This window comes from Lysobacter sp. KIS68-7, assembly GCF_021284745.1.
Taxonomy (GTDB): domain Bacteria; phylum Pseudomonadota; class Gammaproteobacteria; order Xanthomonadales; family Xanthomonadaceae; genus Noviluteimonas.
In genome coordinates, this window is record NZ_CP089925.1 from 2,077,367 (window position 1) to 2,097,055 (window position 19,689).

At 67.4% G+C, this 19,689-nt stretch carries 19 protein-coding genes and 1 pseudogene; 12 read left to right on the forward strand and 8 right to left on the reverse strand.

The window, feature by feature from the left end; translation table 11 throughout:
* Nucleotides 1-21: 21 nt before the first annotated feature.
* Genes nth through LVB87_RS10125 form a run of 3 tightly spaced genes read right to left on the reverse strand, consistent with a single transcriptional unit; the run spans nt 22 to nt 1,902 of the window.
* Nucleotides 22-744 (reverse strand): endonuclease III, encoded by a 723-nt coding sequence (gene nth / locus LVB87_RS10115; protein WP_232897849.1) that lies wholly within the window; start codon nt 742-744, stop codon nt 22-24.
* A 4-nt stretch (nt 745-748) separates the two neighbouring features.
* Nucleotides 749-1,120, reverse strand: a complete 372-nt coding sequence (locus LVB87_RS10120; RefSeq protein ID WP_232897850.1) for a hypothetical protein — start codon at nt 1,118-1,120, stop codon at nt 749-751.
* Nucleotides 1,120-1,902, reverse strand: coding sequence for an enoyl-CoA hydratase-related protein (locus tag LVB87_RS10125; RefSeq protein WP_232897851.1), 783 nt, complete (start codon nt 1,900-1,902; stop codon nt 1,120-1,122). Before LVB87_RS10125 ends, LVB87_RS10120 begins: the two co-directional genes overlap by 1 nt.
* A 182-nt stretch (nt 1,903-2,084) precedes the next feature.
* Between LVB87_RS10125 and LVB87_RS10130 the strand changes: the two genes are divergently transcribed.
* From LVB87_RS10130 to LVB87_RS10140, 3 genes and pseudogenes are all read left to right on the forward strand, one after another.
* Entirely contained in the window at nt 2,085-2,786 is a 702-nt protein-coding gene (locus tag LVB87_RS10130) for an FKBP-type peptidyl-prolyl cis-trans isomerase N-terminal domain-containing protein (protein WP_232897852.1), read from the forward strand.
* 65 nt (nt 2,787-2,851) lie between these two features.
* Nucleotides 2,852-3,708 (forward strand): annotated as a pseudogene (locus LVB87_RS10135) (DUF1289 domain-containing protein).
* Between the two features lie 33 nt (nt 3,709-3,741).
* Nucleotides 3,742-4,590 carry a sulfurtransferase gene (locus LVB87_RS10140; RefSeq protein ID WP_232897853.1) on the forward strand — a complete coding sequence of 283 codons (849 nt, stop codon included), beginning with the start codon at nt 3,742-3,744 and terminating at the stop codon, nt 4,588-4,590.
* 3 nt (nt 4,591-4,593) lie between these two features.
* Here LVB87_RS10140 and LVB87_RS10145 read toward each other — a convergent pair whose 3' ends face one another.
* Complete coding sequence (locus LVB87_RS10145; protein ID WP_232897854.1) at nt 4,594-5,352, reverse strand: enoyl-CoA hydratase/isomerase family protein; 759 nt, start codon at nt 5,350-5,352, stop codon at nt 4,594-4,596.
* A 41-nt stretch (nt 5,353-5,393) separates the two neighbouring features.
* On the opposite strand from LVB87_RS10145, the gene LVB87_RS10150 reads away from it, so the two are divergent.
* Nucleotides 5,394-5,855: a copper chaperone PCu(A)C gene (locus LVB87_RS10150; RefSeq protein ID WP_232897855.1), complete on the forward strand. Its 462-nt coding sequence runs from the start codon at nt 5,394-5,396 to the stop codon at nt 5,853-5,855.
* On the opposite strand, the gene LVB87_RS10155 is transcribed toward LVB87_RS10150, so the two are convergent.
* The 3 genes from LVB87_RS10155 to LVB87_RS10165 all read right to left on the reverse strand — a co-directional run bounded on the left by LVB87_RS10155 (nt 5,852) and on the right by LVB87_RS10165 (nt 10,407).
* Complete coding sequence (locus tag LVB87_RS10155) at nt 5,852-6,274, reverse strand: thioesterase family protein (protein WP_232897856.1); 423 nt, start codon at nt 6,272-6,274, stop codon at nt 5,852-5,854. The genes LVB87_RS10150 and LVB87_RS10155 overlap by 4 nt on opposite strands.
* Nucleotides 6,271-9,258: an excinuclease ABC subunit UvrA gene (gene uvrA / locus LVB87_RS10160; protein WP_232897857.1), complete on the reverse strand. Its 2,988-nt coding sequence runs from the start codon at nt 9,256-9,258 to the stop codon at nt 6,271-6,273. The genes LVB87_RS10155 and uvrA overlap by 4 nt, the downstream gene beginning before the upstream one ends.
* A 144-nt stretch (nt 9,259-9,402) precedes the next feature.
* Nucleotides 9,403-10,407: an OmpA family protein gene (locus tag LVB87_RS10165; protein ID WP_232897858.1), complete on the reverse strand. Its 1,005-nt coding sequence runs from the start codon at nt 10,405-10,407 to the stop codon at nt 9,403-9,405.
* Between the two features lie 224 nt (nt 10,408-10,631).
* Between LVB87_RS10165 and rplU the strand changes: the two genes are divergently transcribed.
* The 3 genes from rplU (at nt 10,632) to obgE (ending at nt 12,330) form a co-directional block, all read left to right on the forward strand.
* Nucleotides 10,632-10,952: a 50S ribosomal protein L21 gene (gene rplU / locus LVB87_RS10170; RefSeq protein ID WP_232897859.1), complete on the forward strand. Its 321-nt coding sequence runs from the start codon at nt 10,632-10,634 to the stop codon at nt 10,950-10,952.
* A 12-nt stretch (nt 10,953-10,964) separates the two neighbouring features.
* The gene (gene rpmA / locus LVB87_RS10175) at nt 10,965-11,219 is read left to right on the forward strand and encodes a 50S ribosomal protein L27 (RefSeq protein ID WP_232897860.1); all 255 of its coding nucleotides are present in this window, start codon (nt 10,965-10,967) and stop codon (nt 11,217-11,219) included.
* A gap of 70 nt (nt 11,220-11,289) precedes the next feature.
* Nucleotides 11,290-12,330 carry a GTPase ObgE gene (gene obgE / locus LVB87_RS10180; RefSeq protein WP_232897861.1) on the forward strand — a complete coding sequence of 347 codons (1,041 nt, stop codon included), beginning with the start codon at nt 11,290-11,292 and terminating at the stop codon, nt 12,328-12,330.
* A 64-nt stretch (nt 12,331-12,394) separates the two neighbouring features.
* Here obgE and rpsT read toward each other — a convergent pair whose 3' ends face one another.
* On the reverse strand, nt 12,395-12,664 hold the full coding sequence (rpsT, locus tag LVB87_RS10185; protein WP_232897862.1) for a 30S ribosomal protein S20: 270 nt from the start codon (nt 12,662-12,664) through the stop codon (nt 12,395-12,397).
* Nucleotides 12,665-12,810: 146 nt separating this feature from the next.
* Here rpsT and murJ point away from each other — a divergent pair, with 146 nt between their 5' ends.
* From murJ to ispH, 5 genes are read left to right on the forward strand one after another with little or no spacing between them, the layout of a single operon-like run.
* On the forward strand, nt 12,811-14,403 hold the full coding sequence (gene murJ, locus LVB87_RS10190; protein ID WP_232900536.1) for a murein biosynthesis integral membrane protein MurJ: 1,593 nt from the start codon (nt 12,811-12,813) through the stop codon (nt 14,401-14,403).
* A gap of 32 nt (nt 14,404-14,435) precedes the next feature.
* Complete coding sequence (locus tag LVB87_RS10195; RefSeq protein ID WP_343223359.1) at nt 14,436-15,386, forward strand: bifunctional riboflavin kinase/FAD synthetase; 951 nt, start codon at nt 14,436-14,438, stop codon at nt 15,384-15,386.
* Nucleotides 15,383-18,223, forward strand: a complete 2,841-nt coding sequence (ileS, locus tag LVB87_RS10200; protein ID WP_232897863.1) for an isoleucine--tRNA ligase — start codon at nt 15,383-15,385, stop codon at nt 18,221-18,223. The genes LVB87_RS10195 and ileS overlap by 4 nt, the downstream gene beginning before the upstream one ends.
* Nucleotides 18,223-18,720 (forward strand): signal peptidase II, encoded by a 498-nt coding sequence (lspA, locus tag LVB87_RS10205; RefSeq protein WP_232897864.1) that lies wholly within the window; start codon nt 18,223-18,225, stop codon nt 18,718-18,720. The genes ileS and lspA overlap by 1 nt, the downstream gene beginning before the upstream one ends.
* An 8-nt stretch (nt 18,721-18,728) precedes the next feature.
* On the forward strand, nt 18,729-19,685 hold the full coding sequence (gene ispH, locus LVB87_RS10210; RefSeq protein ID WP_232897865.1) for a 4-hydroxy-3-methylbut-2-enyl diphosphate reductase: 957 nt from the start codon (nt 18,729-18,731) through the stop codon (nt 19,683-19,685).
* The last annotated feature ends 4 nt before the right edge of the window (nt 19,686-19,689 follow it).

Below are 19,689 nucleotides of genomic sequence, written 5' to 3' on the forward strand. Positions count from 1 at the left end.
GCGTAGGGCGTGAATCTTTCGTTATTGTGACAAGTTGCGACCGCGTGACACCGGCGCGTCAGAAGCTGGTGCAAGCGTTTTCTCGTTGTAGCGGCATAGATCGCGGATCGGGCAGCCCGGGCAATTGGGCTTGCGCGCGGTGCAGGTGTAGCGGCCGTGCAGGATCAGCCAGTGGTGGGCGTCGCGCAGGAACTCCTCCGGGACGACGTGAAGGAGGTTGTCTTCCACTTGTCGCACATCCTTGCCGGGCGCAAGGCCGGTGCGGTTGGCGACGCGGAAGATGTGGGTGTCCACCGCCATGGTCGCCTCACCAAACGCGGTGTTCAGCACCACGTTCGCGGTCTTGCGGCCGACGCCGGGCAGGGCTTCGAGGGCTTCGCGCGTGCGCGGCACCTGGCTGTCGTATTGCTCGACCAGCGTGCGACTGAGTGCGATCACGTTCGCGGCCTTGGTGTTGAACAGGCCGATGGTCGCGATATGGCGCTTGAGCTTCTCTTCACCGAGCGCCACCAGTGCGGCCGGCGTGTTGGCGACGGGGAAGAGCTTGCGCGTGGCCTTGTTCACGCCGACGTCGGTGGCCTGCGCGGAGAGCACGACGGCGACCAGCAGTTCGAAGGGCGTGGTGTATTCGAGTTCGGTGGTCGGCCTGGGGTTGAGCTCGCGCAGGCGCGTGAAGAGTTCGGTGATTTCGGCGCGCGTAAGTTTGCTGCGACGCGTGCGCGGCTTCTTCTTTGCGACGGCCATGCTGTCAGTCGGGTTTGTGTTGCGCGGCGCGGGCCTTGGCGCGCGCGAGCGCGGCGGCGGCGGCCGGGGGCAGGGCGGGTGCGGAGGTGGCGGTCGCTTGCAGCGGTGCACGCTTCGCATCGCGCTCGCGCTGGCGACGTGCCAGGCGCAGCGTGCGGTCGCGGAAGCGTTCGCGTGCCGCGAGGGCGTTGTGGCGTTCCTCGCGTGCATGCGCAAGCGCTGCGCGGCACGCGGGCGTGCACGCGCTGCATTCGATCGCATCGAGCAAGCCGGCGTCGATCGCGCCATCGAGGTCGTCGACGCGCAGTGCGGCGACGATGCGATGCGCGGCGTGCCCGTCGGCCGCCGCGCATCCGCATTGCACGCACGCGACCATCAGCGGCCGGAGAACGCGGGCTTGCGACGTTCGAGGAACGCGCTGGTGCCTTCGCGCATGTCCTGCGTGGAGAACATCAGGCCGAACTGCGCGCTTTCGTATTCCAGGCCTTCTTCGATGCCGCACTCGCCGCCGACGTTGATGCAATCCAGGATGCCGCGCAGCGCGAGCGGTGCGGCGTTGGCGAACTGGTCGGCCAGCGCCATCGTCTGCGCTTCGAGTTCGGCAGCGGGAACGACGCGGTTGACGATGCCCAACTGCATGGCGCGCGCGGCGTCGATCGGCGCACCGGCCAGGCACAGCTCGAGCGTCGCGGCGCGACCGGCCAGGCGCAGCAGGCGCTGCGTGCCGCCGAAGCCCGGGATCAGGCCGAGGTTGATCTCGGGCTGGCCGACCTTGGCGGTGTCCGCGGCGATGCGCAGGTGGCAGCTCATCGCGAGCTCCAGCCCGCCGCCGAGGGCGAAGCCGTTGATCATGGCGATGACGGGCTTGGGCATCTTCTCCACGCGCCGCATCATCCGTTGCCCGCGCAGGGAGAAGTCGCGACCGTCGACCGGGGACAAGGTGTTCATCTCGGCGATGTCGGCGCCGGCCACGAAGGCCTTCGGGCCGCTGCCGGTGAGCACGATGGCGCGCACTGCCGGATCCGAAGCGGCCGTGTCGAAGGCCTGGTGCAGGGCATCGAGGGTGGCGGCGTTCAAGGCGTTCAGCTTGTCCGGGCGATTCACTGTGAAAACGCGAACGGCGCCGCGGTCGGCGGTGAGCAGGACGGGGTCGGACATGGGGATTCCAGGAGGCTCGTGAGGGTCGGAATGCGGGGTTTTCAAACCGTGCGGAACTTCGCGCTCGGGGCCCGGTCACAGGGCCCGGTCGTCAGTAGCGATTCAGCGCTGGCGCCGCTATCCTAGCGCGCCCTTCCGGGACCAACGGACGGGCATTCCTTTTTCAGAGAGGTCGTACCCGAATGAAGTTGCGTTTGCTCGCCGCCGCCATGGCGGCCCTGACCCTGACGGCCGGCGTCGCGTCCGCACAGGACACCACGACCGAGAAGGGCAAGGTCAGTTACTACTTCGGCTACCAGTTCGGCCGCGACCTCGTAGACAGCGGCGAGCAGGTCGACCTGCCGACGGTGTACAAGGCCATGCAGGACGGTTACGCCAAGAAGCAGCCGTCCGTCACCGAAGAACAGATGCGCCCGGCCGTGCAGGCCATGCAGAAGCGCCAGCAGGCCAAGATGGAACAGGCCAAGGCTGCGTATGAAAAGGCCGCCGCCGAGAACAAGACCAAGAGCGACTCGTTCCTGGCCCAGAACAAGGCGAAGCCCGGCATCAAGACCCTGCCGAGCGGCGTGCAGTACCGCGTGATCGAAAGCGGCACCGGCGCCAAGCCGACCACCGGCAGCACCGTCGACCTCGAAGTCCTCGGCCCGTTCGGTTACGGCCAGCGTCCGCCGGAAGCCGCCAACGCCAAGGCCCAGCCGCTCTCCGGCATCAAGATGAGCGACGTCGAGATGACCGGCATGCGCGAAGCGCTGCAGCAGATGCCGGCCGGTTCGAAGTGGGAAGTCTTCCTCCCGCCGGACAAGGCCTACGGTGCGAACCCGCGTTCGCCGTTCCCGCCGAACGTCGCTGTCTCGTTCGAAGTGAAGCTGGTCAGCGTCAAGTAATCGCCAGCAGCACGATGTACAAAGAACGCCGGCCCCGCGCCGGCGTTCTCTTTTTCAACACGGACCTGTTGCAGACTCCCCACGTGTATTCGTCGTCCTTCCGCGCAGTCCTCAGCCCTTGCATCGGCGTATGCCAGCTCGACGAGCGCGGGCTGTGCGTCGGTTGCCGCCGCACGACCGCGGAGATCGCGCGCTGGGGCCAGATGAACGACGACGAGCGCCTGCGCCTGATGGACGTGGTGTTGCCGATGCGCGCGCCATCCGACACGCGATGATCGGGCTGGACCTTCCCCACCTGCGCGCCGTGTTGCATCCGGTCGAACATCCGCCGACCGGGCCGGGCTGGAACCACGCCGAACTCGTGGGCCTGCTGCCCGATCTTCCCTGGCGCGAAGCCGCGGTGCTCGTCGGCCTGGTCGCGCGCGACGCGGGATGGCAGGTGCTGCTCACGCGCCGCACCGACGACCTGCGGCACCACGCCGGCCAAGTGAGCTTCCCCGGCGGGCGCATCGAATCCGACGACCGCGACGCCATCGCCGCGGCGTTGCGCGAGAGCTTCGAGGAAATCGGCCTGTCGCCCGAACGCGTCTCGCCCGTCGGCTTCCTGGATCCGCTGTGCACGATCACCGGCTTCCGGGTGCTGCCCGTGGTGGGCATCGTCGCGCCGGAGTTCGTGGCACGCCCGGATCCGGGCGAGGTGGCCGAAGTCTTCGAGGTTCCGCTCGACTACCTGCTCGACCCGCGCAACCTGCTCGCCACCGATGTTTCCGCCATCCTGGGTCGTCCGATTCCCGACGGACGGCCGCGCAAGGTGCTGGAATTCGTGGATAGGGGTAACCCGCGGCAACGGATCTGGGGCGCGACCGCCTCGATCCTCTTCAATCTCAGGGAACGCATTGCCACGACCACCGTCCCGGGCTGAGCCCGCGACGCGACGTCCGACAAGGAGAGGCACATGACCGGCTGGACCACCCTCGTGCAGGCGGAAACGCTCGCGATCGCCCTCGGGCGCCCCGACATCGCGATCGTCGATTGCCGGTTCTCCATCCAGAACCCCGGTGCCGGCGAAAGCGCCTACCTGATCGGGCACCTGCCCAACGCGGTGTACGCGCACCTGGACCGCGACCTGTCGAACATCGGCAAGCAGGGCGTCGGCCGCCACCCGTGGCCGGACGCGGGGACCTTCACCACCAAGCTCGGCGAGTGGGGGATTTCGCCGCAGACGCAGGTGATCGCCTACGACGATGGCGAAGGCGCGCACGCGGCGCGTTTCTGGTTCCTGATGCGCGAACTCGGGCACGAGAAAGTGGCCGTGCTCGACGGCGGTTGGAAGCGCTGGACGGCGCTCGGCCTGCCCGTCGATTCGAGCGTGAAGCGACCGATCACCACCCGCTACAACGGCACCTTCGACACCTCGCGCCTGCTCGATGCCGACGACGTGCAGCAACGCCTCGCTGCGGGCGAAGTGTTGATCGATGCACGCGGTGCGGACCGCTTCCGCGGCGAGAACGAAACGATCGATCGCGTCGCGGGGCACGTGCCCGGCGCGGTGAGTCGTCCGTTCCCGACCAACCTCGACGACCACGGGCGCTTCAAGACGCCCATGCAGCTCGCCGACGAATTCCGCGCGCTGCTTGGCGGCAAGACGGCGGAGGAAACGATGGTGATGTGCGGCTCGGGCGTGACGGCCTGCCACCACTTGCTGGCGATGGAACGCGCGGGCCTGCGCGGCGCGCGCTTGTACACGGGCTCGTGGAGCGGTTGGATCTCCGATCCGTCGAGGCAGATCGCGACCGGGGCCTGAGGCTTACTTCCCGAGTCGCGCAATCAACGCCTTCAGGCCGGCCTGCGTATCGGGCTGGCTCCATGCATCCACGAACGATGCGAGCTGGATCCGCTCCGGCTGCATCGCCGCCACGACATCCGCGCGCGAAATCGCACGCGTGCGCAGCATCGGTTCGCGCGGCAACGCGATCAGCGCTTCGAGCCACAGGCGCGCGCGCGTAGCGACGTTGTCGATGTCCGTCAGTTCGTCCACCAGGCCGATCGCATGCGCCTGCGCGCTGTCGAGCATTTCGCCGGCGACGAGCAAGCGCTCCGCGCGATGCAGGCCGACGACGCGACGCATCAACCATTGCACGCCTTCCGGCGCGACCAGGCCCACCTGGGTTTCGTTGAGCCCGAGGCGATAGGGGCCTTCCGCCATCACGCGGTAGTCGCAGCACAACGCGAGCACGCATCCGCCCGCGGGCGCATGGCCGGCCAGCGCGGCCACGACCGGCACCGGTGTTTCGGCGATCGCACGTGCGCAATCGAAGAACGCCGACCACGCGGTCATCAGCGCGGCGCGATCGTCGCCGAGCGAGAGCAGGTAGGGCACGTCCAGGCCCGCCGAAAATACCTTCGGGCCGCCCGACAGCACGATGCCCTGCGCGCCGTCGCGCACCGCGGCGGCGAGGGCTTCGCGCAGGTCATTGCACAGCGCCGGATTCAGCGCGTTGACCGGCGGGCGCGCCAGCTTCAGTTCGACGATGGGGCCGTGATCGATGCGTTCGACGAGCGACATTCGGGCATCCTTTCGTGGGGGCGACCGGTATCATAGGCCGCATGGAAATCCTTCGCCGCGCCACCTTCGCCCTCATCCTCGCCGCCTCTGCCGTTGCGCCCGCGTGCGCGAAAGGCAAGGCCGATTGCGTTCCCGTCGTTCGCGAAGGCTGGATCCGCCTGGTGCCCGGCGGCATGCCCATGCACGCTGGCTTCGGCCGCATCGAGAACAAGTGCGCGATGCCGGCCACCATCGTCGGTGCGCGCAGTCCCGCCTACGACAGCGCCGAGTTGCATGAGACGAAGATCGTCGACGGCGTGAACCGCATGCGCGCGGTGCCCGAGTTGCGCATCGCACCCGACGACGCGGCCGTGCTCAAGCCCGGCGGCCTGCACCTGATGCTGATGGATCCGCATGCGCCGCTGAAGGTCGGCAGCAAGGTCGTGATCGAATTCCCGCTGCAGGACGGGCGCGTGGTGCGCGGCGAGTTCGACGTGCGCGCGCCTGACGCCGTCGCGCCCTAAGGCGCGCTGGCGGCGTTCGCCATTTCGCGCACTGCGTCCGGCAACGGGATCGGTCGCCCGGTCGACGGATCGATCCACACCATCACCACGTGGCCGTCGGCGTAGAGCGTCGCGCCGTCCGGCGATTCGATGCGATGGCCGATCGTCACGCTCGTGTTGCCCGCGCGATCGGCGAACAGCGACACCTCGACGTCCGCGGGGTAGGGAATCGGCGCGCGGTAGTTCAATTGCACCGCTGCCAGCAGCGGCATCATCGTGTCGTTCAACCATTCGCGCTGCAGCGATTCGAACCAACGGATGCGCGCTTCCTCCAGGAACGTGAGGAAGGTGGAATTGTTGACGTGGTTGAACGCGTCCAGGTCGCGCCAGCGCAACGCCATGGGCATGCGGAACAAGGCCGTGCGCGCGGGCTCGCTCATGCAGCGGACTTCCGCTTGCCCGGCTTGGCATCCTTCGCCGCCTTCTTCGCGGCCTTCTTCGCCTCTTCCTTTTCAGCCTTGGTCGGCGGGCGCGGGGCTTCCGGTCGCGGCGAGGGCGCAGGCTTCGTCGGCTTGGCTTCCGTGCCGAGCACCTTCGCGAGGAAGCGCCCGGTGTGCGAATGCCCGATGCCGGCGATGTCCTCCGGCGTGCCCGCCGCGAGGATCATGCCGCCGCGATGGCCGCCTTCGGGGCCGAGGTCGATCACCCAGTCCGCCGTCTTGATGACGTCCAGGTTGTGCTCGATCACCACGATCGTATTGCCGTCGTCGCGCAGCTTGTGCAGCACGGCGAGCAGATGCTCGATGTCGTGGAAGTGCAGGCCGGTGGTGGGCTCGTCGAGGATGTAGAGCGTGCGGCCGGTATCGCGCCGCGAGAGTTCCTTCGACAGCTTCACGCGCTGCGCTTCACCACCCGAGAGCGTGGTCGCCGGCTGGCCGAGCTTCACGTAGGTCAGGCCCACGTCCACCAGTGTTTCGAGCTTGCGTGCGATTGCGGGCACCGGTTCGAACAGCGAGAGCGCATCTTCGACCGTCATCTCCAGCACGTCGTGGATGCTGTAGCCCTTGTAGAGGATCTCCAGCGTTTCGCGGTTGTAGCGCTTGCCGTGGCAGACATCGCAGGGCACGTACACGTCCGGCAGGAAGTGCATCTCGACCTTGATCAGGCCGTCGCCCTGGCACGCCTCGCAACGGCCACCGCGCACGTTGAAACTGAAACGCCCCGGCGAATAACCGCGCGCACGCGATTCGGGCACGGAAGCGAAGAGCTCGCGCAGCGGCGTGAACAAGCCGGTGTAGGTCGCCGGATTCGAACGCGGCGTGCGGCCGATCGGCGACTGGTCGATGTCGACGACCTTGTCGAACAGGTCCAGGCCGTTCACTTCGCGATACGGCGCGGGTTTGTGCGAGGCGCCGTTGATCTCGTTGGCGGCCAGCGCGTAGAGCGTGTCGTTGATCAGCGTCGACTTGCCGGAACCCGACACGCCGGTGATGGCGGTGAACAGGCCCGCGGGAATCTCGAGGTCGACGTTCTTGAGGTTGTTGCCCGTCGCGCCGGACAGATGCAACTGCATCTTCTTGTTCGGCTTGTGGCGGTGCGCCGGCACGGCGATCTGCTTCTTGCCGCTCATGTACTGGCCGGTGAGCGAGCGCGGTGCCTTGAGGATGTCGGCGAACACGCCCTGCGCGACGATCTCGCCACCATGCACGCCTGCACCGGGGCCGATGTCGACGATGTGGTCGGCCAGGCGGATCGCGTCTTCGTCATGCTCGACGACGATGACGGTGTTGCCCAGGTCCCTCAAGCGCGTCAGCGTGCCGAGCAGGCGTTCGTTGTCGCGCTGGTGCAGGCCGATCGAAGGCTCGTCGAGCACGTACATTACGCCCACCAGGCCGGCACCGATCTGCGAAGCAAGGCGGATGCGCTGCGCTTCGCCGCCGGAGAGCGTGTCGGCCTTGCGTTCGAGCGTCAGGTAATCCAGGCCCACGTCGACGAGGAAGCGCAGGCGCTCTCCGATTTCCTTGACGATCTTGACCGCGATCTCGCCGCGCCAGCCGGGCAGTTCGAGGTGGTGGAAGAAGGTGAGCGCTTCATCGACCGGTAGCACCACGATGTCCGACAGCGGCTTGTCCGCGACGAACACGTTGCGCGCGGAGCGGTTCAAGCGCGCGCCACCGCATTCCACGCACGCGCGCTCGCTGATGTACTTGGCGAGTTCCTCGCGCACCGCGGCGCTTTCGGTTTCCTTGTAGCGGCGTTCGAGGTTCGGCAGGATCCCTTCGAACTTGTGCTTGCGCTGCGTGCGCCCGCCCGCTTCGGTGAGGTAGGTGAAGGTGATCGTGTCGTTGCCGCTGCCATGCAGCACGGCGTTGCGCTGTTCTTCGTCCAGCTCCTGCCACGCGGCGTCGACGTCGAAGCCGTAGTGGCGCGCGAGCGAAGCGATCAGCTGGAAGTAGTAGACGTTGCGGCGATCCCATCCGCGCACGGCGCCCGCGGCGAGCGAGAGCTCCGGATGCACGACCACGCGCGAGGGATCGAAGAACTGGCTCACGCCCAGGCCGTCGCAAGTCGGGCACGCGCCCACCGGCGAGTTGAACGAGAACAGGCGCGGCTCGAGCTCCGGCAGCGAGTAGTCGCACACCGGGCAGCTGTACTTCGACGAGAACAGCAGCGGCGCGGCGTTCGTGTCGTCGATCGCCTGCACGATGGCCATGCCGTCGCCGAGCTTCAGCGCGGTCTCGAAGGATTCGGCCAGGCGCTGCTTGAGGTCCTCGCGGACCTTGAAGCGGTCGATCACCGCTTCGATCGTGTGCTTCTGGCGCAGCGCGAGCGGCGGGACGGCGTCGATTTCGTGCAGCACGCCATCCACGCGCACGCGCACGAAACCCTGCGCGCGCAGTTGTTCGAACACCTGCGCGTGCTCGCCCTTGCGTTCGCGGATCACCGGCGCGAGCAGCATCCAGCGTTGCTCGGCGAGCTTCGGGTCGCGGCCGAGGGCCAGCACCTGGTCGACCATCTGGCTGATGGTCTGCGCTTCCAGCGGATAGCCGTGGTCGGGGCAACGCGGGGTGCCCACGCGCGCGAACAGCAAGCGCAGGTAATCGTAGATCTCGGTGATGGTGCCGACGGTGGAGCGCGGGTTGTGCGAGGTCGCCTTCTGTTCGATCGCGATCGCCGGGCTCAGCCCCTCGATGTGGTCGACGTCGGGCTTCTCCATCACGCTCAGGAACTGCCGCGCGTAGGCCGACAGCGATTCGACGTAGCGACGCTGCCCTTCGGCATAGATGGTGTCGAAGGCCAGCGACGATTTGCCCGAACCGGACAGGCCGGTGATGACGATCAGCTTCTCCCTGGGCAGGTCGATGTCCAGGTTCTTGAGGTTGTGCGTCCGCGCGCCGCGGATGCGGATGAAATCCATCGCCATCGAAAGAGGAGTCCGTGAGCGGGAGCCGTGGCCGAACCACTGAGCGTAGCCGAAAAGGTGGGGACAAATACGTCCGTCACCAGCCTGCGCGCGCGGCGGCGCGCAGGCGCCTGCTCATCCTCCTGAACAGCACTCCGAAGGCGATCAGCGCAGGACGGTGAACTCCATCCGGCGGTTCTTCGCCCGGCCTTCCTCGGTGCTGTTGTCGGCGACCGGCTTGTCCTGCCCGTAGCCCTTGCTGGTCAGCAGCGCCGGATCCACGCCATCGGACACCAACTGGGACACCACGGCCGCGGCGCGGTCCTGCGACAGCGTCATGTTGGCGGCCGCATCGCCGGTGTTGTCGGTATGGCCGCCGACTTCGATGCGCGTGCCCGAAGGCGCGGCCTTGATGACGGTGGCGGCCTTGGACAGGATTTCCATGCTGTCCGCAGAGATGCGCGCACTGTCGGTATCGAAGTGGATCGCCATCAGGTTCAGTGCCTTGACCAGGTCGTCGGCGCTGAAGGTCTTGCCGACCAGCGCGTCCAGCGCGGCGCCGGCGTCGGGCAGTTCGATCTTCGGCATCGAGGGCACGGAAACGGCGGGTGTGGGAACGCCCGCCACCGGGGTCGCCTCGCGATGGCAACTGCGGAACGCGAAGAACGCGATCAGCGCGAGCAGCAGCAAGCCCACCCACGGCAACCAGCCGGGCATGCCGCTGCTGGCCGCGCGCACCGCGCCGGCGCCCGCCGAGGCCGCGGCCGCGCCGGTTCCCATCACGCCGCCCAACAGGCCCTTGAACTTGTCGGGGATGGCGGTGGGGATGCGCCCGCCCTCGGTGAACTCGTTCACCATGGTCGGCAACATGCCGCTGAGGACACCCGAGACCGCACTGCGGTCCGCGCCGATCTTGCCGGCCATGTCGCCGATCGTGTTGGCACCGAGCGCGCTTTCGACCTGCATGGGCGAAATCGGCTGGTTGGGGCCGCCGCCCACCCAGGACTGGACGATGTCGCCCATGCCCTGCTGTTTGAAGCGGTCGAGGAAGCCGCCGAAGCCGCCGGCCTGGTTGAACATCAGGCCGGTCAGGATGGGCAGCAGCATGCGAACTTTGTCGGCGCCGATGCCGAAGCGCGCGGCGACCTGTTCGATGAGGGTTTCGAACATGGCGAAGGACCTCCGAGGGGGGCGGGGGCCACGCGCTCTGCTCGCGGGGCCCGGGATTCTGGCGCCCCGGCCGGTTAAGCGGGCATCACACCGGCCGCTGGCCCCCGGCCGTTCCCCCGGGAGGCCCACGGTTGACCCTAAGCCGCTGAAACCCCTAGAATTCCGCTTCTGTTCGCCCTCGATGGCGGGCAGGGACCACAATAACTACAGAGGAAGGCTTGGTCATGTACGCAGTACTGGTCACGGGCGGTAAGCAATACCGCGTGATGAAGGGCGAGACGCTCCGCGTCGAACTGCTCGACATCGAAGCCGGCAAGGAGATCACGTTCGACAACGTGCTCATGCTCGGCGACGGCGAAGGCGTCAAGGTCGGCGATGCGCTCAAGGGCGCTTCGGTCACCGCCACCGTCAAGGGTCACGGCCGTGCCGACAAGGTGCGCATCGTGAAGTTCCGCCGCCGCAAGCACCATCGCAAGCAGATGGGCCACCGGCAGCATTACACCGAAATCGAGATCACCGGCATCGCCGGTGGCGACAAGAAGTAAGGAGCAGCAGCCATGGCACATAAAAAGGGCGTAGGTTCTTCGCGCAACGGCCGCGACTCCAATCCGAAGTACCTCGGCGTCAAGCTGTACGGTGGCCAGGCGGTCGAAGCCGGCAACATCATCGTGCGCCAGCGCGGTACGCAGTTCCACCCGGGTAGCGGCGTCGGCCTCGGCCGCGACCACACCCTGTTCGCGCTGGTCGACGGCAAGGTCGAGTTCTCGACCAAGGGTCCGCAGAAGCGCCGCACCGTGAGCATCGTCGAGTAAATTCGACGCACCGGTGTGCGACGAGCCCCGCTCCGGCGGGGTTCGTTGTTTTTGAAACCCAGGATCAAACATGAAGCTCGTCGACGAAGCAGAAATCACCGTGATCGCCGGCAACGGCGGCAACGGCTCCATCAGTTTCCGTCGCGAGAAGTTCATCCCGCTCGGCGGCCCCGACGGCGGCGACGGCGGCAACGGCGGCGACGTGTACCTGCAGGCCGACGAGAACCTCAACACGCTCGTCGACTTCCGCCACGAAAAGATGTTCCGCGCCAAGCGCGGCGAAAACGGCATGGGCCGCCAGATGTACGGCAAGGGCGCCGAGGACATCACGATCGTCGTGCCCGTCGGCACCGTCGTGCACAACATCGAGACCGACGAGGTCATCGGCGACCTCACCGCGAACGGCGACCGCCTGCTGGTGGCGCACGGCGGCAAGGGCGGCCTCGGCAACATGCATTTCAAGAGCTCGATCAATCGTTCGCCGCGTCGTTCGACGCCGGGCAGCGAGGGCGAGACGCGCACGCTGCGCCTGGAACTCAAACTGCTGGCGGACGTCGGCCTGCTCGGCTTCCCGAACGCGGGCAAGTCCACCTTCATCCGCGCGGTTTCCGCAGCGACGCCGAAGGTGGCCGATTACCCGTTCACCACCCTGTATCCGAACCTGGGCGTGGTCAGCGTCGAACCGCACCGCAGCTTCGTCATCGCCGACATCCCCGGCCTGATCGAAGGCGCGGCGGAAGGCGCGGGGCTAGGCAGCCTGTTCCTGCGCCACGTGCAGCGCACGCGGCTGCTGCTGCACCTGGTCGATCTCGCCCCGATGGAAGGCGGCGTGGAAGCCTCGCCGGCGGACCAGGTGCGCGCCATCGAACACGAATTGCGCAAGTACGATCCGGGCATGCTGGAAAAGCCGCGCTGGCTCGTGCTGAACAAGGCGGACCTGATGTTCGAGGACGAAGCGCGCGCGAAGGCTGAAGAGGTCGTGCGCGAGCTCGGTTGGACGCAGCCCTGGTACCTGGTCTCCGCCATCGGCCGCGAAGGCACGTGGCCGATCATGCTGGCGGTGCAGACCTTCTTCGACCGCTTGCGCGAAGAGGCGTCGGATGTCGCCTGACGCGCAGGCAACAAAAAACCCCGCCGAAGCGGGGTTTTTCACGAACACTGCGGCGCCTGTGGAATCAGGCGGCCTGCAGCGCCTTGATGCGCGCGGTCAGGCGGCTCTTGTGACGGGCGGCCTTGTTCTTGTGGATCAGGCCACGCGCGCTGAAGCGGTCAAGGATGGGCTGAGCGACGACGAACGCGGCCTGGGCGGCAGCGGCATCGTTGGCGTCGAGGGCCTTGAGCACCTTCTTGACGGCGGTGCGCAGCATCGAGCGCTGGGCGGCGTTGCGAGCGTTGCGCACGACGGTCTGCTTGGCGCGCTTCTTGGCGGACTTGATATTGGCCACGACGGAATCCTGGGGTTTGTAACGATGAAAAGTGGGTGGGGCGACACAACGAAGCCCGGAAGTATGGGTGTTTCAATGGCTTGGGTCAACCTTGGCGCCCGCGCCGGAGGCGAGTCCGCATGACGGCCGCCGCCCATCGACCCCGGATGCTCCGGGGCCTGCTGTCCTTCGGCAGCATGACCATGGTCAGCCGGGTCTTCGGCTTGGTCCGGGACATGGTGATCAACAGCGTGTTCGGCGCCAACGCCGGCACGGACGCCTTCTGGGTGGCCTTCCGCATCCCGAACTTCATGCGGCGGCTGTTCGCGGAGGGCTCGTTCTCCACGGCCTTCGTCCCCGTCTTCACGGAGATCAAGGAGAAGCGCAGCCACGAGGACCTGAAGGAACTGGTCTCCCGTACGGCCGGTACGCTCGGCGGGGTGCTGGCGATCATCGTGGCGTTGGGCGTGTTGTTCGCCCCGCAGGTCACGCTGCTGTTCTCGCCTGGCTCGGCGGCCAATCCGGAGAAGTTCGCGCTCACGGTGGAGCTGCTGCGACTGACGTTCCCGTTCCTGTTGTTCGTCTCGCTCACGGCCCTGGCCGGCGGCGCGCTCAACAGCTTCCATCGTTTCGGCATGCCGGCGCTGACGCCGGTCATCCTCAATCTCTGCATGATCGGCGGCGCGATCTGGCTGTCGCCGAAGCTCGATGTGCCGATCCTCGCGCTCGGCTGGTCGATCCTCGCTGCCGGCGTGCTGCAGTTGCTGTTCCAGCTGCCGCAGCTGGCCAAGCTGGATCTGCTGTCGCTGCCGAAGTGGGGCGCCTCGCATCCGGATGTGCGGAAAGTGATGCGCCTGATGGTGCCCACGCTGTTCGGCTCCTCGATCGCGCAGATCAACCTGCTGCTCGATACGGTGATCGCTTCGCTGCTGATTGCCGGTTCGCAGACGTGGTTGTCGCAGGCCGATCGCTTCCTCGAACTGCCGCTCGGCGTGTTCGGCGTGGCACTCGGCACGGTGATCCTGCCGGCGCTGGCGCGCCACCATGTCAACACCGATCGCGCGGGCTTTTCCAACGCGCTCGACTGGGGCCTGCGCACGACGCTCATGATCTCGATCCCGGCCGCGCTGGGCCTGATGCTGCTGTCGGTGCCGCTGGTGTCCACGCTGTTCCAGCACGGCCGCTTCACCGCATTCGATACGCGCATGGCGGCCTTGTCGGTGTTCGGCCTGAGCTTCGGCCTGCCGGCCTTCGCGCTGGTGAAAGTGGTGCTGCCTGCGTTCTACGCGCGGCAGGACACGAAGACGCCGGTGCGCGCGGGCGTGGCCTCGCTGGTCGCGAACATGGTGTTCAACGGCCTGATCCTCGCGATCCTGTACGTCGTGATGGTGCCGGAGCACTTCAAGCAGGGCCCGATCCTGGTGGCCTTATCGTCGGTGCCGGGCCTGCATTTCGCGCTGGGCCTGGCGAGCGCCGCGGCGAGTTACCTGAACCTGATGCTGCTGTGGCGCTGGCTGCGGCAGGCCGGCGTGTACGAGCGGAAGCCGGGGTGGGGTGTGTTCCTGCTGCGCCTGGGCGTGGCGTGCGCGGCGATGGTCGTGTTCCTGATCGTGGCGCTGCGGCTCGGGCCGGACTTCACCGCCGTGCGGGTCGCCACGCGCATCCTCTGGCTCGGCCTGCTGGTCGGCGGCGGCGCGGCGGTCTATGGCGCGGCGATGCTCGCGATGGGCTTCCGCCCGAGCGACCTGAGGGAACATTGATTCCGCGGCCGGCCGCTATACTCCCGCGTTCCATGAGCAGGCTGTTCCGTGACGTCGAAGGCGGGCCTTTGTGCCCCCAAGGCAGCGTGGTCTGCATCGGCGCCTTCGACGGCCTCCATCTCGGCCATCGGGCGCTGGTGCACCGCGCGGTCGAGCGTGCGCGCGAACTCGGCGTGCCGGCCGTCGCCTTGACCTTCGAACCGCTGCCGCGCGAATTCTTCGCGCCCGCGCAGAAGCCGCCGCGCCTCACCCTGGCGCGCGCGAAGTTCGAAGGCCTGCGCGACATCGGCATCGACCTGGTCGGCCTGCTGCGTTTCGATGCGAAGCTCGCGTCGATGGAGGCCGAACGCTTCGTGCGCGAGATCCTCGTCGGTCGCCTTCAGGTGCGCGAGGTGTGGATCGGCCCCGACTTCCGCTTCGGCAAGGGCAGGGCGGGCGATCTGACCTTGTTGCGGACGCTCGGCGAATCCCTCGGCTTCACCGCGCATGCGATCCACCCGGTCGCGGTCGATGGCGAGCGCGTGTCGAGCACGCGCATTCGCGAAGCGCTGAACGTCGGCGATTTCGACAGCGTCGAGCGCCTGCTCGGTCGTCGCTATGCCATCGCCGGTCGCGTGGTGCGCGGCAAGCAACTCGGCCGCACGCTGGGTTACCCGACCGCGAACCTGCGCTACGGTGGCAAGCGTCCGCCCTTGCAAGGCATCTACGCCACGCGCGTGCATGGCGTGGGCGCACATCCGATCGCATCGGTCTCGAGCTTCGGCACGCGTCCGACCGTTGCGGGCGTGGAGCCCTTGCTCGAAGCGCATCTGTTCGACTTCGATGGCGACCTCTACGGGCGCCGCATCGCGGTGGAATTCGTGGCGCGCCTGCGCGACGAACTTGCTTTCGCCGATCTGCCCGCACTGGTCGCCCAGATGCATCGCGACGCCCAACAGGCACGCGACCTCCTTTCCACCTTCAAGCAACAGGCTTGCGCGTGACCCACGATTACAAGTCCACCATCCACCTGCCCGCGACGGAATTCCCCATGCGCGGCGACCTGCCCAAGCGCGAACCGCACACGCTCGCGCGCTGGGAGGGTGACGGCCTGTACGCGCAGATCCGCCAGCATGCGAAGGGCCGCCCCACGTTCGTGCTGCACGACGGTCCGCCCTACGCCAACGGCCAGATCCACATCGGCCATGCGGTGAACAAGGTGCTGAAGGACGTGGTGGTGAAGTCCCGGCTGCTCTCGGGCTTCGACGCACCTTACGTGCCCGGCTGGGATTGCCACGGCCTGCCGATCGAACTCGTCGTCGAGAAGAAGTACGGCAAGGTGGGCGACAAGCTCGACGCCGCCGCGTTCCGCGCGAAGTGCCGCGAATACGCCGCCGAGCAGATCGACGCGCAGCGCCGCGACTTCAAGCGCCTGGGGGTCGTCGGCGCGTGGGACCAGCCGTATCGCACGATGGATTTCCGCTACGAAGCGGACATGCTGCGCTCGCTCGCGAAGATCATCGATCGCGGCCACCTCAGCCGCGGCGTGAAGCCGGTGCATTGGTGCTTCGATTGCGGTTCGGCGCTCGCCGAAGCGGAGATCGAATACCAGGACAAGGCCTCGCCCGCGATCGACGTCGCCTACAAGGCGCGGCAGCCGCAGGCGCTTGCCTCGGCGTTCGGTGTCGCGTTGCCGGAAGGCATCGACGTCGCCGTGCCGATCTGGACGACCACGCCGTGGACGCTGCCCGCGAGCCTCGCGGTGACGCTCGGCCCGGAACTGGATTACGTGCTCGTCGAAGGTCCCGCACGCTTCGGCATGCGCACCTGGCTCGTGCTCGCCGAAGCGCTCGCCGAGAAGGCGCTGGCGCGTTACGGCGTCAACGATTTCATCGTGCATGGCCGCGCCACGGGCGTCGAACTCGAAGGCCAGCGCTTGCAGCATCCCTTCTACGACCGTGAGATCCCGCTGATCCTCGGCGACCACGTGTCGGCCGAAGACGGCACCGGCGCCGTGCACACCGCGCCGGGCCACGGCCAGGAAGACTTCGCGGTCGGCCTGCGCTACGACCTCATGGGGCCCTACACCGCGGCGCAGATCAATCCCGTCGACGGGCGCGGCGTGTACCTGCCGTCCACGCCGCCGGCCGATGGCGTCGCGCTCGCGGGCATGCACATCTGGAAGGCGAACGACGCCATCGTCGAAGTGCTGCGCAACAACGGCGCGCTGCTCGCCCACGTCACGCTCACGCACAGTTATCCGCACTGCTGGCGCCACAAGACGCCGGTGGCGTTCCGCGCCACGCCACAGTGGTTCATTTCGATGGAGCAGGCGGGCCTGCGCCGCGATTCGCTGAAGGCGATCGGCGATGTCGAATGGTTCCCCGACTGGGGCGAGGCGCGCATCTACGCGATGGTCGAAGGCCGCCCGGACTGGTGCATCTCGCGCCAGCGCACCTGGGGCGTGCCGATCGCCTTGTTCATCGATCGCGAAACGGGCGAACCGCATCCGGATTCGCCCGCTTTGATGCGGCAAGTGGCCGACCGCGTCGAACGCGAAGGCGTGGACGCGTGGTACTCGCTGGATCCGAGCGAACTGCTCGGTGCCACCGCCTCGCGCTACGACAAGGTGACCGACATCCTCGATGTGTGGCTCGACTCCGGCGTGAGCCACGAATGCGTGCTCGCGCAGCGTCCCGAAGACATGCTGCGCAAGCCCGCTGACCTGTATCTCGAAGGCTCCGACCAGCATCGCGGCTGGTTCCAGTCGTCGTTGCTCACGGGCGTGGCGATGGACGGCATCGCGCCTTACAAGCAAGTGCTGACGCACGGCTTCACGGTCGACCAGAACGGTCGCAAGATGTCGAAGTCGCTCGGCAACACCATCGAGCCGCAGCGCGTGATCGACCAGATGGGCGCGGACGTGCTGCGCCTGTGGATCGCCGCCACCGACTACCGCAACGAGATCGCCGTCTCCGACGAGATCCTCAAGCGCACGGGCGACGTGTACCGCCGCATCCGCAACACCGCACGCTTCCTGCTCGGCAACCTGCACGGCTTCGACCCTGCGCACGATCTCGCGCCGCTGGATGCGATGGTCGCGCTGGATCGCTGGATCGTGCATCGCGCGCATGCCCTGCAGGTGAAGATCGCCGACGCGTACGCGCGTTACGACTTCGCCGAGATCGTGCAGGCGCTGGGCAACTTCTGCAGCGTCGACCTCGGCGCGCTGTACCTGGACGTCACCAAGGACCGCCTCTACACGCTGCGCGAAGACGCGCCGGCACGACGTTCCGCGCAGTCGGCGATGTATCGCATCGCCGAAGCCTTCGTGCGCTGGATCGCGCCGATCCTGTCCTTCACCGCCGACGAGATGTGGCAGCACCTGCCGGGCAAGCGCGAAGGCAACGTGCTGTTCACGACCTGGTACGAGGGCCTGGCGCCGCTGGGCGACAACGCAGTTCTGTCGGTCGAGGACATGGACCGCCTGCTCGCGCTGCGCGACGACGTGGCCAAGGTGCTCGAACCGATGCGCGCCAACGGTGCGATCGGCGCGGCGCTGGAAGCGGAGATCGGGCTGGTGTGTGGCGCGGCCGACCAACAGTGGCTCGCGCCGTTCGTCGACGAATTGCGCTTCCTGCTGATCAGCGGCGATGTGCACGTGGTGGCGGACAATGGCGCGAACGCCATCCAGGTCACCGCGGCCCCGACGCAGAAGACCAAGTGCGTGCGTTGCTGGCAGTACCGCGGCGACGTCGGTGCCGTGGATGCGCACCCGCAGTTGTGCGGGCGTTGCGTGAGCAACATCGAAGGTCCGGGCGAATCGAGGATGTTCTTCTGATGCGCGTCCAACCCAATGCGCTGCCCTGGCTGCTGGTGTCCGCGGTCGTCATCGTGCTCGACCAGCTGAGCAAGGCCTGGGTGCTCGCCAGCCTGCCGGAATACACGGCCGTGCCGGTGATCGACGGTTTCTGGAACTGGTACCGCAGCTACAACACCGGCGCGGCGTTCAGCTTCCTCAGCGACGCCGGCGGCTGGCAGAAGTGGTTCTTCATGGCGCTGGCCTTCGGCATCAGCGGCCTGCTGGGCACGTGGCTCTCGCGCACGCCGCGGCGTGAATGGCGCACGGCGCTGCCCTTCGCGCTGGTCATCGGCGGCGCGCTGGGCAACGTGATCGACCGCCTGCGGCACGGCCACGTGGTGGATTTCATCCAGTGGCACTGGCGCGACCACGCCTGGCCCTCGTTCAACGTGGCCGACTCGGCCATCGTGGCCGGCGCCATCGGGATCGCGCTGTTCGGCCTGCTGCAAGGCAAGCACGGCCGGGACGCGCGATAATCGCGGCCATGGACATCCTCCTCGCCAACCCGCGCGGCTTCTGCGCCGGCGTCGACCGCGCGATCGAGATCGTCAAGCGCGCCCTGGAACTGCTGGGCGCCCCGATCTACGTGCGTCACGAGGTCGTGCACAACCGCTTCGTGGTGGACGACCTCAAGCACCGCGGGGCGATCTTCGTCGAGGAACTCGACGAGGTGCCGGACAACGCGACCGTCATTTTCTCCGCCCACGGCGTCTCGCAGGCCGTGCGCCAGGAAGCCGGGCGCCGCGGCCTCAAGGTGTTCGACGCCACGTGCCCGCTGGTGACCAAGGTGCACCTGGAAGTCGCACGCCAATGCCGCGCGGGCCGCGACATGGTGCTGATCGGCCACGCCGGGCATCCGGAAGTCGAAGGCACCATGGGCCAGTGGAATGCGCAGGCCGGGGCAGGGACGATCCATCTCGTCGAAGACATCGACGACGTCGCCCACCTGCACATCGCGCAACCCGAAAACTGCGCCTACACGACGCAGACCACGCTCTCGGTCGACGACACCCGCAGCATCATCGACGCCCTGCGCGCGCGTTACCCCGCGATGCAGGGCCCGAAGAACGACGATATCTGCTACGCCACCCAGAACCGGCAGGATGCGGTGCGTGAACTCGCGCGCGCCCGCTGCGACCTGGTCCTGGTGGTCGGCTCCCCGAACAGCTCCAACTCCAACCGGCTGCGCGAACTCGCCGAACGTGAGGGTGTGGAAGCCCATTTGATCGACGGCGCGAGCGAAATCGACCCGCGCTGGATCGAGGGTCGCCGCCATATCGGCGTCACCGCGGGCGCTTCCGCGCCCGACGTCCTGGTCCGCGGCGTGATCGCCCGCCTGCGCGAACTGGGTGCCGGCGGCGTGCGGGAATTGGATGGCAAACCCGAGGACATGGTGTTTGCGCTGCCAAAAGAGTTGCGCCTGACACTGGTGGACCCCTAGAATT